Source organism: Rudaea sp. 3F27F6 (genome assembly GCF_005503555.1).
Classification (GTDB): Bacteria; Pseudomonadota; Gammaproteobacteria; order Xanthomonadales; family Rhodanobacteraceae; genus Rudaea.
The window spans coordinates 163,658-178,683 of sequence record NZ_SCNG01000007.1; the positions used below are offsets into that span (position 1 = coordinate 163,658).

The following is a 15,026-nucleotide window of genomic DNA, read 5'->3' on the forward strand; positions in this document are numbered from 1 at the left end:
CGCAGCCGCAATCGGCAGACGAGTTCCCGCTGGATCGGTTCGGGTTCGATCGCACCCGCTCGGAGTCGAGCGCGTATTACCCATGCGGCGTGTGAGGCGACGACGTCGAACAGCCAATGCAAGGCTGCCGCATCCGAGCGTTCACACGCTCGCTAAAAATTCCACGAATTCCGCGATCGAGGCTGGACTGCGGCGAACGACCGCAACCACGCACTCGATGCAACGATCGGTGCCGAAGGCGAAACAGCGGGGAGTAGGAACTAGACGGTCGGCGGTCGCAAAGGCGGACCGTGATTGCGCGCGGGCACCGTCACCGTTGCCGCAGCCAAGTAGTGAACGGCCGGCGAAAGCACCGTCCAACTGCGCATCGAAGAAAGCATGAAGACCGCGCTGCATGCAGCAGCGCAACTGCAGACGCCACCGGCCTTGCAACAGGATTCGCCGTCGTCGCCACAGTCCGCGGCCGCTTCGTCGTGACCGTGCTTGATCGCCTTCTTCGTGACGATGGCCTTCGCCACCGGCGCTTTCGCTGCTGGTGCCTGGGCTCCCGCGGCAGCCTGCGCGGTCACGAGCTTCGCCGGCAGCGACAGCGGCACAACCGCCCACATGCTGATCAGCAGCCACAGCACCGCAAACGAGCGGCGTCTCTGCAGGCGATGACGCAATGCGCTGAGCGTGACGGTCATGATCCAAGCATACGCCCGACTCCGCGCAGACTCAACGAGGCAATTGCTACGGAGTGATTCGCCGCTGCGCCATACCGCCCAGGAACGCGCGGATGCGTTCGGACTGTTGCGCGGGATCGAAGAACGCCTGCTTGCCGCAGTCGGCCGTGATTTGGCCCTGATCCATGAAGATCATGCGATGCGCAACCTGTCTTGCGAACTCCATTTCGTGGGTGACAATGACCATCGTCATGCCGTCCATCGCGAGTTGGCGCATCACCGCGAGCACCTCACCGACCATTTCCGGATCGAGTGCCGAGGTCGGTTCGTCGAACAGCATGTAGCGCGGATCCATCGCCAGCGCGCGTGCGATAGCGACGCGCTGCTGCTGCCCGCCCGACAACTGCAGGGGATACTTTTCGGCATGCGCGGCGAGGCCTACACGGTCGAGCAAGGCCAATGCGCGGTCGCGCGCAGCCGTGCGCGCGCGGCGAAGCACCTTGATCTGGGCGAGGGCCAGGTTCTCGATCACGGACAAGTGCGGAAACAGCTCGAAGCTCTGGAACACCATGCCGACGCGCGCGCGCAGCGCGCAAAGGTCGGTCTTCGGCGCGGTCACCTCCACGCCGTCGACGCTGATGCTGCCCTGCTGAATCGACTCGAGCGCATTGATGCAGCGGAGCAAGGTCGATTTGCCCGATCCCGAGGGGCCGCAGATCACTGTCGTCTCGCCCGCGGCGATACGTGCCGAGCAGCCGTTGAGCACAGGCGTTGTACCGTACCACTTGCGCACATTGTCGAGAACGATCATCGCGTTTCCTGGATAACGAAAAATTATTGCGCCGCCATCCGCCGCCGACTTCGGGCCTGGAGAAGATCGGCGAGCCAAGTGCCGAGCGAACAGAGCGCCAAATAGACGACTGCGGCGAAGACATACAGCTCCACGATGCGTCCGTCGCGATTGCCGATCGCGGCAGCAGCGCCGAGAAAATCGGTCAAACTGACGACGTAGACCAGCGGCGTGTCTTTGAGCAGCGAGACGGTCTGGTTCGCCAACGACGGCGCCATATTGCGCAGCGCCTGCGGCACGATCACGTAGCGCAACGCCTGGATGCGGCTCAAACCCAGCGCCTGCGTCGCACGCATCTGCCCGGGGCCGACGCTGCCTATGCCGGCCCGCACGATCTCGCAGTAGTACGCGGCCTCGGCAAGCACGAACGCAGCCAGCGCGGACCAAATCGGGCTGGCGCTCAGATACGGATTCGCGGTGACGGTTCGCAGCAACGGCGGCACCAGGAAGAACACCCAGAAGATCGTCAGGATCAGCGGCACCGAGCGGAAGAAATTCACATAGCCTGCCGCGAGCAACGCGATCGGTCGCGGCGCGTAGATGCGCACGACGGCGAGTACGGTACCGAACGCGATGCCGAGTGTCATGCCGACGGCGAGCAGCACGGCGGTCACCGCCATGCCATCGGCGAGGAACGGCCACGCGCGCGGAATCGAAGACCAGTCGAATGCGTAGCTCATGTTTGCGTCGCGCCTGAAATGCGCGAGCGCGCTTCGATCACGCGCATTACGCGCGCGGCGACGAGCGCGATCAGCATGTAGCCGAGCGTTGCAAAGGCGAACGCCTCGAACGGATGGCCGCTGAACTCGCTGACCTGCCGACTGGTTCCGGTCAGCTCCATCAGCCCGATCGTCATCGCGACCGCGGAGTTCTTGAACACGTTCATCAACTCCGAGGTCAATGGCGGCAAGGCGATGCGAAACGCCTGCGGCAGCACGACATGGCGATAGCTTGCGATCACGCCGAAACCGAGCGCCTGCGCCGCGCGATATTGACCTGCCGGCAGCGAGGCGATACCGGCGCGCACATGCTCGGCGACCTTCGCCGCGGTGTAGAGGCTCAGACACAGGAGCACGGTCAACACCTGATTGAGCACGAGATTCATGCTCTTCAACGTATCGCCCCACGCCTTCGGCAGCCACTCGGGCAGCACGAAGTACCACAGAAACAATTGCACGAGCAGCGGCGTGTTGCGAAATAGGTGCACGTACAGCGTCGCGAATCGGCGCAACACGCCGCGGGGCAGCGTGCGCGCGACACCAAGTGCGATGCCAAACGCGAGCGCGATCAACCACGCCGTCAGCGAGATCAGAATCGTCCAGCCGAAGCCGTGCATCAGCATGACTACGTACGAGCCTTCGCCGGTCAGCGAGGGACCGAACAGGAATCGCCAGCTCCAATCGTAGTTCATGGATTCAATCGATGCGGTCGTTCGGTTGACGCAGCAGTTCGCGCATGTCGTCCGACAGGGGCTGGTCAATACGGACACCGCCTTTTACCGCAAGCGACGAAGCGAAATATTTCGTGTACAACTGCATCAACTCGCCGCTGCGTGCCATCTCCGCGATCGTCGCATCGACGAGCCGTTTGAACGGCACATCGCCCTTGCGCAACATGCAGGCATAGGCCTCGCGCATGAGCGGCGCGCCGACGACTTGCCACGCCGACGGGTCGCGCGCTCGTGCGATGTTGCTGTACAGGATGACATCGTCCTGCACCGACGCTGCGGCACGTCCAGTCTCCACCGTCATGAAATTTTCGCCGATATCCTTGGCCAGCATGATCTCGATATCGAGACCACGCTCACGATCCAACTTGCGCAGTGCCAATTCCGCCGTCGTGCCGCTGCTGACCACCGCACGTTTGCCGCGCAGATCGGACCAGTCGCGCACCGGCGAGTCGCGGCGCACGAGCATGCGCGGCCCGGTCAGATAGAACGACGACGAGAATCCGACTTGGCGCTCGCGCTCGCGATCATGCGTGGTCGACGAGCATTCGAGATCGACGGTCTGGTTGGCGACCAGCGGAATCCGCGTCTGCGGCGTGACCACGAAGGTGTGAATCGCGAGCGTATCGAGTTTGAGATCGCGCTTCACAGCAGTGGCAACGCGATTGGCGATTTCCCAAGCATAGCCGGCTTGCTGTTGCGCATCGTCGAGATAGCTGAAAGGCACCGACGTCTCGCGGATGCCGAGCGTGATCACGCCGGTGGTGCGGATCTTGTCGAGCGTACTGATCTCCTTCGGCGGTGGCTTGCCACAGCTGACCAGCAGCGCAATGACGGCAATGAGAATGGCGGCGCGCCAAGTGGACAACGAATCGGGCGCGCGGTGAGAGATCATGTCTCTGCGCGACTCAACCCAAGGCCGCATCGAGCCGTTCGAAACCCACACGCAAGTCGTCGAAAAGCGCATCGAGCGGTTCGAGGCCGATGTGATAGCGCACGATGTAGCTGCCCTCGGCAATCCCGATGTGGGAGCGCGTCGCGCTTAGGTCGGCGATCGCGACCAGGCTGTGCGTGCCGCCGTAGCTCGCACCGATGCGAAAGTACCGGTAGCCGTCGATCATTGCACTCAACGCGGCCAAATCCGCGCGCTTGAAGATCACGGAGAACAGGCCGTTTCCCGAACGGAAATAGCGCAGGAAGCGCGCATGCTGCGAATCCGTCGGCAAGGCCGGGTTGTGCACGCGTTCAACCTGCGCTTGCTCCAGCATCCATCGCGACACGGTCAGCCCGCGCTGCGCGTGTTCCGCAAGGCGCAGCGGCAGCGTCTCGAGACCGCGCAGGATCAAATAGGCATCGTCCGATGAAACCCCCGCGCCGATGCCGGCTGTGAACGACTTGATCTGGCGGAACAACGCCTCGTCGCGCAGGGTGATCGCGCCCATGCACACGTCGGAATGGCCGCTTGCGTATTTCGACAACGGCGTGGCGACGATGTCGACACCCTGTTCGAACATGCCGCTCGCGCCGAATCCCCAAGCATTGTCGAGCAAGACCAGGCAACCCGCCTTCTTGGCTTGTGCCGAGATGGGTGCAATATCCTGAATCTCCATCGTGTAATAGCCTGGCGACTCGAGCAGTACCATGCGCGTGTTCGTTCGCAAATGACCTTGCAAGCTCTCGGCCGCGGCAGGAAGAAAGCTCGTCTCGATACCGAGCCGCGCGAGCGCTCCGACCAGGAACTCGCGCGTCGGCCCGTATAGGCAATCCGCCGCGAGCACGTGGTCTCCGGACTTGAGCAATGCCAAGAGAGGGTGTGTGATCGCGGCCAGGCCCGAAGGCACCGCGACACTGCGGTTGCCACCTTCAATTGCGGCCACGCGTTCTTCGAGCGCGCGTGTGGTCGGCGTGCCGTACAGGCCGTAGGAATAGCCGTCGAACAGCTGCGTCTTGCGCGCCAAAAACGAGGCGGTGTCATCGAACACGAGGGTCGAAGCGCGATGCACCGGCACGGTCAGTGATTCGAAATGAGGTGTGGGCATGAGCGAGGGCTTGTTCCGTAAGCAAGGGGCGAGCGGAGTCTGGGCGATGTATGGTAGATGATCCAATGCCGGGATGAATCGACCCTATTCACTCTTGATATACCGTAGCGGACCCACTCAGATGCGGCCGACTGCTTCGCGCACGAACTCGAGCAAACGCAATGCCGGAGTCGACAACGGCGAGGCCGCACTGCTCAGCGCCAAGGTTTTGAACACGATGCTGTGATCGATCCGGCGCAGCTCGAGTCCCTTGGCGTCCTGTTCGGTCAACGCGAGTGGATTGACCAGGCCGATGCCGGCACCGCACTTGACCAGATTGGCTACGGTCAGCGAGTAGGCGGTTTCCACCGCAATCTGCAATTCCAGTTCCTTCGCGCGAAGCAGCGCATCCAATTGCCGGCGCACGCTGTCGGTCTGCGAGAGCGCGATGAAGGGGTAGCGGCACAACAATTCGATGCGCACGCTTTTGTAGCGGCACAGCGGATGGTTCGCGGGCAGCGCAAGCTGGGCCGGGCGCTCGGCGGTTGGATGCACGATCACGCCCGTTGTGTCGATCTCGTCTGCGGCGAAGCCGAGATCGCAACGCCCGCTGGCGACGCGATCGCGCACTTCCGAGGAACTGTGCACTTCGAGGCGCACCGCCATGTCCGGGAACTCCTTGCGGAAGCGCGCAACGATTTGCGGCATCGCGCCGAAGCCGAGTGCCGGAAGACAGGCGACAAACAGGCTGCCGCCGGCACCCGAGCGTATCCATTCGGCGCGTTCCCGGATCTGCGCCATGCCGGCGAAAGCGCGGTCGACTTCGACCAACAGCCGCTTCGCCTCCGGTGTGGGACGCAGCCGCGACTTTTCACGCTCGAACAAACGCATGCGCAGGTTCGATTCGAGCTGCGCAAGCAGCCGGCTAACCGCGGGTTGCGAGGTGTGCATCGTCTCGGCGGCACGCGCTGTCGTGCCGGTCATCATGATGTAGCGGAATGCTTCGATCTGGCGAATGTTCATATCAGCAGTGCATAGATTCGATTCATTTCAGCATTGGGAATAATAGCCGAGTTTCGCCAGACTGCCCTGCAATCCGGCCTCACAGGCGCCGGTGCACCGTTGATCGACGAATCACGTTTCGGGGAGAGGCAATGGCTCGTAAGTCCCGCATGTTCACCTCGTTCGCGGCGCTGGCTGCATCCGCACTGGCGCAGGCACAAAATCCACCCGACGCCGCCAATCCGCCAGCCCAGACGGCGGACAAGCCGACCGCCGCACTCGACAGCGTCATCGTCACCGGCACGCGCGTGAGCGATCGCACCGTCGCCGAATCGATATCGCCGATCGACGTCATCACGCCGGAAATACTGCAAAGCACCGGCACGAGTGACCTTGCTACGGCGTTGACACGTGCCTTGCCGTCGCTGAACTACCCGCGTTCCGCGCTCGGCACCGAAGGCACCGATGCCGTGCGGCCGATGCAACTGCGTGGACTGTCGCCGGACCAGACGCTGGTTCTGGTCAACGGCAAGCGCCGCCACACCTCGGCACAGATCAACATCAGCGGGGTACAGGGACGTGGATCGGCGCCCGCGGACCTCAACGCGATTCCAATCGCTGCGATCGAGCGCGTGGAGGTCTTGCGCGACGGTGCATCCGCGCAATACGGCTCCGATGCGATCGCCGGCGTCATCAACATCGTGCTCAAAGGCAGCGATCACGGCGGTTCCGTGGAGGCGCGCTACGGCAAGTACAGCGCTGGCGATGGTGAACAAGAGCAGATCGATGGCGACGCCGGCTTCAAACTTGGCGAGGCAGGGTCCGTGCATGTTGCCGGCCAGCTCAGCGACAATGACACGACGAACCGGGCGCGGCCGTTTACCGGCACACGCACGCTGACCAGCCCGCCGTCGGGCCAGGTCGTGCAGCGCTCGGGAGAGCCCCAGGTCAAGCTCGGCGCGGTTTCGCTCAACGGCAACTACCGATTCAGCGAAGCGATCGACGCCTATGCCTTCGGCACGGCGAGCAATCGCGACGTCCTGACCAACGGGTTCTTTCGCAGCGCGACGGACCCGCGCAACGTCCCCGAGATCTACCCCAACGGTTATCTGCCGCAAGCAAAATTTCTCTCCCAGGACCACGCTCTCGTCGCCGGTCTGCACGGCACGCTGGCGAGCGGATGGAAATGGGATCTCAGCTACAACTACGGCTACAACCACCTGACCGAGAACTTCCGCAACAATCTCAACCGCAGCCTCGGCACCGCCTCACCCACCTCCTTTTACGGAGGCGCATTGGAGAAAACGCAGAACGTGCTCAATGCCGATTTGAGCCGGGCCGTGGAGGTCAGCTGGCTGCCATACCCCCTGACAATGGCAATTGGCGCGGAATACCGCGATGAAAAATTCAACCAATCGCCGGGTGAACGCGCATCCTACGTCAACGGCGGCGTGATTGCGCCCGACGGCAACTACTACGTGGGCACACAACTCTCTGCCGGCTATCGCCCCGAAGACTCCGGTTCGTACAATCGCAACAACACTTCCTTGTACGCGGATTTCGAGGCGGACCTTAGCGACAAGCTCTCCGCGGGTGTGGCAGCGCGCTACGAGGACTACAGCGACTTCGGTTCGACGACCTCCGGCAAGCTGTCCGCGCGCTATGCCGTCAACGACGCGGTGGCATTTCGCGCCACGGTGTCCAGCGGCTTTCGCGCGCCTTCCCTGCAGCAGCAGCACTTTCAATCCACGGCAACCAATTTCATCGGAGGCGTGCCGTTCTCAGTGCGCACGTTCGCGACTGCCGACCCCGTTGCCAAGGCGCTGGGGGCCGAGCCATTGCGGCCGGAAAAATCACTCAACTACAGCGTTGGCACGGTACTGCGGCCGGTCGAGGATCTGAGTCTGACGATCGATGCCTATCAGATCGACGTCGATGATCGCATCACCCTCTCGGAGGACATGACCGGCACCGCCGTGGCCAAGTTTCTTGCTGCGCGTGGATTTCCCGGTGTCAACGGCGGCCGCTATTTCACCAATGCCGTCGACACGCGTACGCGCGGCGTTGACCTGGTCGGCAGCTATCGCTGGCAGCTTGAAAACAGCACGTTCGATCTGACCTTCGGCTACAACTACACGGATACCAAGGTGCGCCGCGTGGCACCGAATCCTGCGGTGCTCGACGCAGGCGGTCTCGTTGGCCTTGTGCGTATCGGCCGAGTCGAACTTGGTCGCATCACGCGCGGCTACCCGAAGGACAAACTCAATCTCAGCGGGCTGTGGCAGTTCGACCACTGGCGTTTCATGATCAACCCGATCCTCTACGGCAAGCACAGTGTGTTGGTCGGGCAAGTACCTGCGACGCCCAATCGCGACCAGACTTTCGGTAGCAAATGGGTGACGGACGCCTCCGCAACCTACTTGCGCGGCAATTGGGAATTCACCTTGGGTGTCGACAACATGTTCAACACCTATCCGGACGAAGTCCTGTTCGCCAACTCGACCGGAGGCCAACTTCCTTATCCGAATACGTCGCCGCTCGGCTTTGGCGGAGCGTTTGTGTACGGCAACGTAAAATTCCGTTGGCAGTGAGAAGATTCGGGTGACGTCGTCCAACCTTTCGCTCGGGCCGGGAACGGAGTATTCTGATTCCTATGCAATCCGTTTCCGCCATTGCGCTGCGCATTTTGCTGAGTCTGGCTCTTGTCCTAAATGGGATGGGGTCGGCGGTGGCGTCCGTACAGATGGCGCATTCGGAAGCAGACCGCGCGGGCGCTGCTTCGGAAACGCACGCACCCCCTTGTGGCGAGCATCATGATGCTTCCGTTCCCGGGGATCATCAGCATCCGTCGGCGACGCATCACGATCATCGCTCGGTACCGGATTGTTGCAAGTCGTCGGCTTGCCGCTGTGCCTGCGCTCACGGAAGCGCGTGGGCGATGGCGTTCCCGGCACAGGTGCCGCCGTTCATGGTGTACGGTCTCAGCACCCCGTTCACGACGTCCGAACATCTGTCTCCAACACTGCCGCATCTGATCCGACCTCCGATCAGCTAAGCGTCTCTCAAGCGCGCTCCGCGCTTGTTGGCAGTGCGTGTCCTCTCCTGGGCACCGTTTGATGTTGTTCATGCCCCACCGGGGCATTCTCCGACGCTTGGAGTTCACCATGTCTTTTGATTCCCACGCCGGCCCGGCTGGCGGACCGCGATACCTGTCGCGGCGCCGCTTCGTGCAAGGTCTGGCTGCCGGCGGCGCCGTCGCCGGTCTGGGCTGGCTGCCCAAAATGAGCTGGGCCCTGAAGAGCCCCGATTCGTCCACGGTGCTTTCCGGCACCGAATTCGATCTATCGATCGGCGAGATGCCGGCGAATTTTACCGGGCGCGCGCGCACCGCGATCGCCGTCAACGGCTCGATTCCGGCCCCGATATTGCGCTGGCGCGAGGGCACCACGGTGAACTTGCGCGTGGCCAATGCGTTGCCGCCCGGCTCGATCCACGGTCACGAAACCTCGATTCACTGGCATGGCATCCTGGTGCCGGCCAACATGGACGGTGTACCGGGATTGAGCTTTCACGGCATCGCCCGCGGCGAGACCTATCCTTATCGCTTCACGGTGCGCCAAGGCGGCACCTACTGGTACCACAGCCATTCGGGATTCCAGGAACAGGGCGGACTGTATGGCCCGTTGATCATCGACCCGATCGCACCGGAGCCGTTCTCCTACGATCGCGACTACGTCGTGATGTTGAGCGATTGGACCGACATGGATTCGGCCGCGCTGTTTTCGCGGCTGAAGAAGATGGCCGGCTACGACAACTACTACAAGCGCACCGTCGGCGATTTCCTGCGCGACGCGCAGCGCGATGGCCTCTCGGCGACGCTGCAGGACCGCTTGATGTGGGGCGAGATGCGGATGACACCGACCGACCTGTCCGACGTCAACGCCAACACCTACACCTACCTGATGAACGGCACCACGGCATTGGGCAACTGGACCGCTCTGTTCCGCTCCGGCGAAAAAGTGCGGCTGCGTTTCATCAACGGTTCGGCGATGACGTATTTCGATGTGCGCATCCCCGGACTGAAGATGACCGTGGTTGCGGCCGACGGCCAGTACGTGCATCCGGTGACGGTTGACGAGTTCCGCATCGCCGTGGCGGAGACCTACGATGTCATCGTCGAGCCGTCCGGGCAGGACGCGTTCACGATCTTCGCCCAGGATTCCGGGCGCACCGGTTATGTCAGCGGCACGCTTGCAACGCGCGAAGGCTTGCGCGCGCCGGTGCCGAGCGTCGATCCGCGCCCGATTCTGACGATGGCCGACATGGGCATGGATCACGGCAGCATGGGCGGCATGAAGATGGGCGGGATGAACATGTCCAGCGGCAGCAAGGGCATGGAAGGCAGTTGCGGCGCCAGCATGGGCATGGCCGGCATGCAGCACGATCAGGCCGCCAAGCCTTCGGCGACGCCGACCGATCCGCACGCCGGCCACAACATGAGCGCGATGCCTGGCATGGAGCACGGCAGCGGCATGCAAACGCACCCGGCCAGCGAGACCGGCAACCCGTTGGTCGACAACCAAGCGATGACGCCCACGTCGCGCCTGGATGATCCGGGCAACGGGCTGCGCAACAACGGACGCAGCGTGCTGACTTACGCGAAGCTCAAGAGCGCGTTCGCCGACCCCGATGGGCGCGATCCGGGCCGCGAGATCGAACTGCATCTGACCGGCCACATGGAAAAATTCGCCTGGTCGTTCAACGGCATCAAGTTCTCCAGCGCCGAACCCTTGCGGCTGAACTACGGCGAGCGCGTACGCATTGTGCTCGTCAACGACACTATGATGACGCACCCGATTCACCTGCACGGGATGTGGAGCGATGTCGAGGACGACACCGGCAACTTCATGGTGCGCAAGCACACCGTCGACATGCCGCCGGGCAGCAAACGCAGCTATCGCGTACGCGCGGATGCGCTGGGCAGTTGGGCCTACCACTGCCATCTGCTCTACCACATGGAGGCGGGGATGATGCGTGCGGTGAAAGTGGAGGAATCGAAATCATGATGCAGCCACGTATTCTCACCGCCGCGCTGACGCTGGCGTTCGCGCAGACCGGCGCGGCGCAGACGATGGATCATTCGCAAATGCCGATGCCGATGCCCGAATCGGCACCCGCACCCTCGGAACCAGCGAAGCCGCAAGCGAAGAAGCCACAGAAGAAGCGGCCGCCGTCGAATCCGTCGGACGCGCATTCCGGTCACGCGCCGACGACGTCGAAGGAAACGATGGACCATGCGGCTATGGGCCACGGCACGGCTGCGCCGCCTGCGAAAACCGACGAGCACGCGGCGATGGGACACACCATGCCGGCGTCGAAAGCGGAAACCGACGCCTCGATGTCGCAGATGGATCACGCCGCCATGGATCACGGCCAGTCACCCGCGCCGACGCAGCCGCTCACGCCGATTCCGCCGCTCACCGATGCCGACCGCGCCGCTGCAGTGGCGCCGCAAGGCGTGCATCCCATGCCGGACAATGCAATTCAAAGCTATGTGCTGCTGAATCGCCTCGAGGCCTGGAACGCCGATCCGGGTACCGGAGTGGCTTGGGAGGGCCTGGGCTGGATCGGTACGGATCTCAACCGTCTGTGGCTGCGCAGCGAGGGTGAACGCGTGGGCAGCCGTACCGAGTCGGCCTATCTGGAGGCGCTCTACGGACGCAGCATTTCGACGTGGTGGGACGTGGTGATCGGCGTGCGCCAAGACTTCAAGCCCGGCGACTCGCAAAGCTTTGCCGCGATCGGCATCCTGGGATTGGCACCGCAGAAATTCGAAATCGAAGCGACCGCCTACCTCGGTGAGCGCGGCCAGACCTTGGCCCGCATCGAAGCCGAATACGACGTGCTGCTCACCAATCGGCTGTTGCTGCAGCCGTTGGTCGAGGTCAATCTGTACGGAAAAACCGATCGCACTCGAGGTATCGGCTCGGGTTTGAGCACGGCCGAGGCGGGGCTGCGGCTGCGCTACGAAATCACCCGCCAGTTCGCACCCTACATCGGCGTGGTCCGCGAGCGTGCTTTCGGCAATACCGCCGAATTGCGCCGCAACGAGTTTGACCGTGTCGACGACACGCGCATCGTTGCCGGCTTCCGCATCTGGTTCTAGAGGAGAATCGCCATGAGCACGATCAGCAAAACTTTGGTGGCCGCGGGTATCGTTGTGGCGCTTGCGGCGGTCGGTGCCGCGGCTGCGGTCTACTCCGGCGTCTACAACATCGGCGCCGATGATCCGCACACGCGGCCGGTGTACGCCCTGCTCGAAACGGCCCGCGAGCGCTCGATCGCCGTGCGCAAGGGCGAGTCGAAAGTGCCGGCGGATCTCAACGATCCGGCCCGTATCCGCCAAGGCTCCGGCAACTACAACTCGATGTGCACCGGCTGCCACCTGTCACCCGGCGCGGAAGAAACCGAACTGAGCCTGGGGCTGTATCCCAAACCGCCGAACCTTACGAAAGAGCCCGTGGATGCCGCTGAGGCCTTCTGGGTGATCAAGCACGGCATCAAGGCCAGCGGTATGCCCGCCTGGGGCAAGAGCATGAACGACGTGTACATCTGGAACATGGTCGCGTTCCTGCAGGAGTTGCCCAAGCTGGACAAGGCCAAGTACGACGCACTGGTCGCCAGCAGTGGCGGCCATTCTCACGGTGGCGGCGAAACCGGCGGGCATTCCCATGCCGGTAGTGACGAGGACCACCACGAAGAAGCGGGCCATGACCATCAGAACGAGGATTCCGGCGATCACAACGACCTGCGCCACGAAGAAATGCAAGCCGAATCCGAAAACGACGCCACGACGCACACGCACGCCGACGGCAAGCAACACACGCATGCGCCCGCGCCGACCGACAAACCCGCCGCCAAACCGCAGCCAGGCAAGCCGGCCGACGACAGCCACGATCACCAACACTGAACCTTCAACCCAACCGGAGACTGCACGATGAATTTGCGCTGGATCACTTCTCTTAGCCTGTCCGCGCTGATGGCGCTTCCCACATGGGTCCCTGCCCATGAGGGCAAGCACGAGCTCACCGCGGTGAACGACATCGCTCAGCAGGCACAACCGGCCGTCACGGTGGTAGATCAATTCTCCGCAGCCCTCAAGGACGGCGACCTCAAACGCGCGGGGACCTTTCTCGCCGAGGATGTGTTGATCCTCGAGAGCGGCGGCGCCGAACGCTCGCGCGATGAATACCTTGGCGGCCACGCCGGTCACGACGCCGCGTTCCTCAAGACCGCTCACGTGCAGCCGGTGCAGCGCAAGGCGCGAGCCGAAGGCGATCTGGCCTGGGTCGGCAGCGAAAGCGAGTTGCACACCGAGAAGGATGGCAAGACGACCTTTCTGAGCACTGAAACCATGGTGCTCAAACGCACGTCACAGGGCTGGCGCATCGTCCACATCCACTGGTCATCGCGGCCCAAACGCTGAGGCGCACGGTCATGCGCCTGCCTGGCCGTTGCGTGACGTTGTTTGCAACCGCCGGCTGCCTGCTCAACGTTTGTTCGCGGTCGCCGGAAACGGCGACCGCGACGGACTCGACGAGCGCCGAAGAACCTACTGCCGAAGGCACCGCCGACGTCTATTAGCCCCGTGTCGTCGTGCACAAAAGATCGACCTGTGCCTTTGCGGACTCCGGATCGATTCACCGTCGAGGTGCGCAACGACGACGATTTGGCCGCAGGTAAGCAGCGTGGCAGCGTGCCGTATGGCAAGGGTGCGTGGTCTGATCAGTAGTTCCGGTGAAGCATGATCAGTCTTTCGGCATGATCAGGGAACGGCTATCCAAGGCGGGAGTTAGAGCGCTTTGTCAGTTCTTGGCATCCGTGGCGCTAACATCATTGTGCGCTTTGTCGGCAAGAATGACGCTCTCAATCCAATTCACGTAGTGGCTCAGGCGGACGTTGTAGCTGGTTTGACCATAGAAGCCCGGATGGAGAAGAAGACCGGGTTTGTCTTTCATATACTTCCAAGAAGCCAGCCCAGCCACTCGCCATTGGCCCATGACTTGTATGAGCGCGGGGCCGCCGCTGTCTCCATCGCCTGATATACCCTCTAGCGGCAGGGCTGACGGGGGTTTGTCGAATACGTAGCAGAGCCATTGGTCTCGAGCGTTGGTGATCTTGTTGAATGCGCGACGCAGAACTGTGCGGTGTGCGCCGTTCTCGTCTTGCCCATGTAACCCCGTTCCCGTTGCGCCCTTACCAGCGATCTTCACGATCTTTCCCGACTCGTCGTTTCCTTTGTAGATGGCGACCGGGGCAACGTCTGTTATTGGCTCGCTCAATTTCAACAAAGCGATGTCGTTCGATGACGAGAGAAACGCCACAACCGGAGTCGCATCGCCAGTTTTTAATGCCTCGTCAACTAGCGCTTGAGGCAATTTCTGGTATCCCGGATAAAGCACAAGGCGTTCGACATGTCGTGAAACATGATTAATGGTCACTTCGTTGACGCCCCCGGATTGCCATGTCACAGCATGTGCGGCGGTGAGCACCCATTGCGGATCGATCAATAGGCCGTGACCCTCAATCGGCATATCGGCAAGCGCGGGCAGTTCGGAATCCAGCACCCGATACTTCAAGTCGTCGACATCGTCACGAATAACGACCGCACCAGCGGAGAACGAAAGAACCAGCAACAACAGGAAAACGAGACGAGCCATGTGCGGATATCTCAGCAAGGTACGGATTGACTATGAAGAGGCTATGACGTGCAGTGCAGCATGCTTTGAAGGTTGATGAAGCCCAGCCTAGGAGATGCACAGATCAAGGATGACCTGCTAATGAAGATCTAGCGACACCATCCTGCTATCGTAATCGATGCGCATGCCGACGGCATGCTGGCCGAGCCCGGCAAGACAAAAGTGGCGTCATAATCGCGCGCAGAGAAAGGGCTAGCCGCCAAGTTGCTCTCTTCTCACCTGAAGCGTGGCGGTGGAGTTGCCACCGTTATGCGAAATGCGGCGCGCGATTACATGCGCAGTCAT

General features: G+C 62.3%; 14 protein-coding genes. 6 read left to right on the forward strand and 8 right to left on the reverse strand.

Going from position 1 to position 15,026, the window contains the following annotated elements:
* Window positions 1–260 precede the first annotated feature (260 nt).
* From FFS30_RS22045 to FFS30_RS22075, 7 genes are all read right to left on the reverse strand, one after another.
* On the reverse strand, window positions 261–686 hold the full coding sequence (locus FFS30_RS22045) for a hypothetical protein (protein ID WP_137915356.1): 426 nt from the start codon (window positions 684–686) through the stop codon (window positions 261–263).
* Window positions 687–732: 46 nt separating this feature from the next.
* Entirely contained in the window at window positions 733–1,476 is a 744-nt protein-coding gene (locus FFS30_RS22050) for an amino acid ABC transporter ATP-binding protein (protein WP_137915357.1), read from the reverse strand.
* Window positions 1,477–1,499: 23 nt separating this feature from the next.
* The gene (locus tag FFS30_RS22055) at window positions 1,500–2,195 is read right to left on the reverse strand and encodes an amino acid ABC transporter permease (RefSeq protein ID WP_137915358.1); all 696 of its coding nucleotides are present in this window, start codon (window positions 2,193–2,195) and stop codon (window positions 1,500–1,502) included.
* Window positions 2,192–2,926 (reverse strand): amino acid ABC transporter permease, encoded by a 735-nt coding sequence (locus FFS30_RS22060; protein ID WP_137915359.1) that lies wholly within the window; start codon window positions 2,924–2,926, stop codon window positions 2,192–2,194. The genes FFS30_RS22055 and FFS30_RS22060 overlap by 4 nt, the downstream gene beginning before the upstream one ends.
* 4 nt (window positions 2,927–2,930) lie before the next feature.
* On the reverse strand, window positions 2,931–3,857 hold the full coding sequence (locus FFS30_RS22065) for a transporter substrate-binding domain-containing protein (RefSeq protein WP_137915360.1): 927 nt from the start codon (window positions 3,855–3,857) through the stop codon (window positions 2,931–2,933).
* 13 nt (window positions 3,858–3,870) lie between these two features.
* Window positions 3,871–5,001 carry a PLP-dependent transferase gene (locus FFS30_RS22070; RefSeq protein WP_137915361.1) on the reverse strand — a complete coding sequence of 377 codons (1,131 nt, stop codon included), beginning with the start codon at window positions 4,999–5,001 and terminating at the stop codon, window positions 3,871–3,873.
* Window positions 5,002–5,118: 117 nt separating this feature from the next.
* Complete coding sequence (locus FFS30_RS22075) at window positions 5,119–6,003, reverse strand: LysR family transcriptional regulator (RefSeq protein ID WP_137915362.1); 885 nt, start codon at window positions 6,001–6,003, stop codon at window positions 5,119–5,121.
* 131 nt (window positions 6,004–6,134) lie between these two features.
* On the opposite strand from FFS30_RS22075, the gene FFS30_RS22080 reads away from it, so the two are divergent.
* From FFS30_RS22080 to FFS30_RS24485, 6 genes are all read left to right on the forward strand, one after another.
* Entirely contained in the window at window positions 6,135–8,573 is a 2,439-nt protein-coding gene (locus FFS30_RS22080; protein WP_249352590.1) for a TonB-dependent receptor, read from the forward strand.
* 573 nt (window positions 8,574–9,146) lie between these two features.
* Window positions 9,147–11,048 carry a copper resistance system multicopper oxidase gene (locus FFS30_RS22090; protein WP_137915364.1) on the forward strand — a complete coding sequence of 634 codons (1,902 nt, stop codon included), beginning with the start codon at window positions 9,147–9,149 and terminating at the stop codon, window positions 11,046–11,048.
* Window positions 11,045–12,148, forward strand: coding sequence for a copper resistance protein B (locus FFS30_RS22095; RefSeq protein WP_137915365.1), 1,104 nt, complete (start codon window positions 11,045–11,047; stop codon window positions 12,146–12,148). Before FFS30_RS22090 ends, FFS30_RS22095 begins: the two co-directional genes overlap by 4 nt.
* 12 nt (window positions 12,149–12,160) lie before the next feature.
* Window positions 12,161–12,952, forward strand: coding sequence for a cytochrome c (locus tag FFS30_RS22100; RefSeq protein WP_137915366.1), 792 nt, complete (start codon window positions 12,161–12,163; stop codon window positions 12,950–12,952).
* 27 nt (window positions 12,953–12,979) lie between these two features.
* Window positions 12,980–13,468: a nuclear transport factor 2 family protein gene (locus FFS30_RS22105; protein ID WP_137915367.1), complete on the forward strand. Its 489-nt coding sequence runs from the start codon at window positions 12,980–12,982 to the stop codon at window positions 13,466–13,468.
* A gap of 32 nt (window positions 13,469–13,500) precedes the next feature.
* Window positions 13,501–13,626, forward strand: a complete 126-nt coding sequence (locus FFS30_RS24485) for a hypothetical protein (RefSeq protein WP_283235239.1) — start codon at window positions 13,501–13,503, stop codon at window positions 13,624–13,626.
* 221 nt (window positions 13,627–13,847) lie between these two features.
* Here the strand turns inward: FFS30_RS24485 and FFS30_RS22110 are convergent, their stop codons facing one another.
* Window positions 13,848–14,702 carry a trypsin-like serine protease gene (locus FFS30_RS22110; protein ID WP_137915368.1) on the reverse strand — a complete coding sequence of 285 codons (855 nt, stop codon included), beginning with the start codon at window positions 14,700–14,702 and terminating at the stop codon, window positions 13,848–13,850.
* Between the last annotated feature and the right edge of the window lie 324 nt (window positions 14,703–15,026).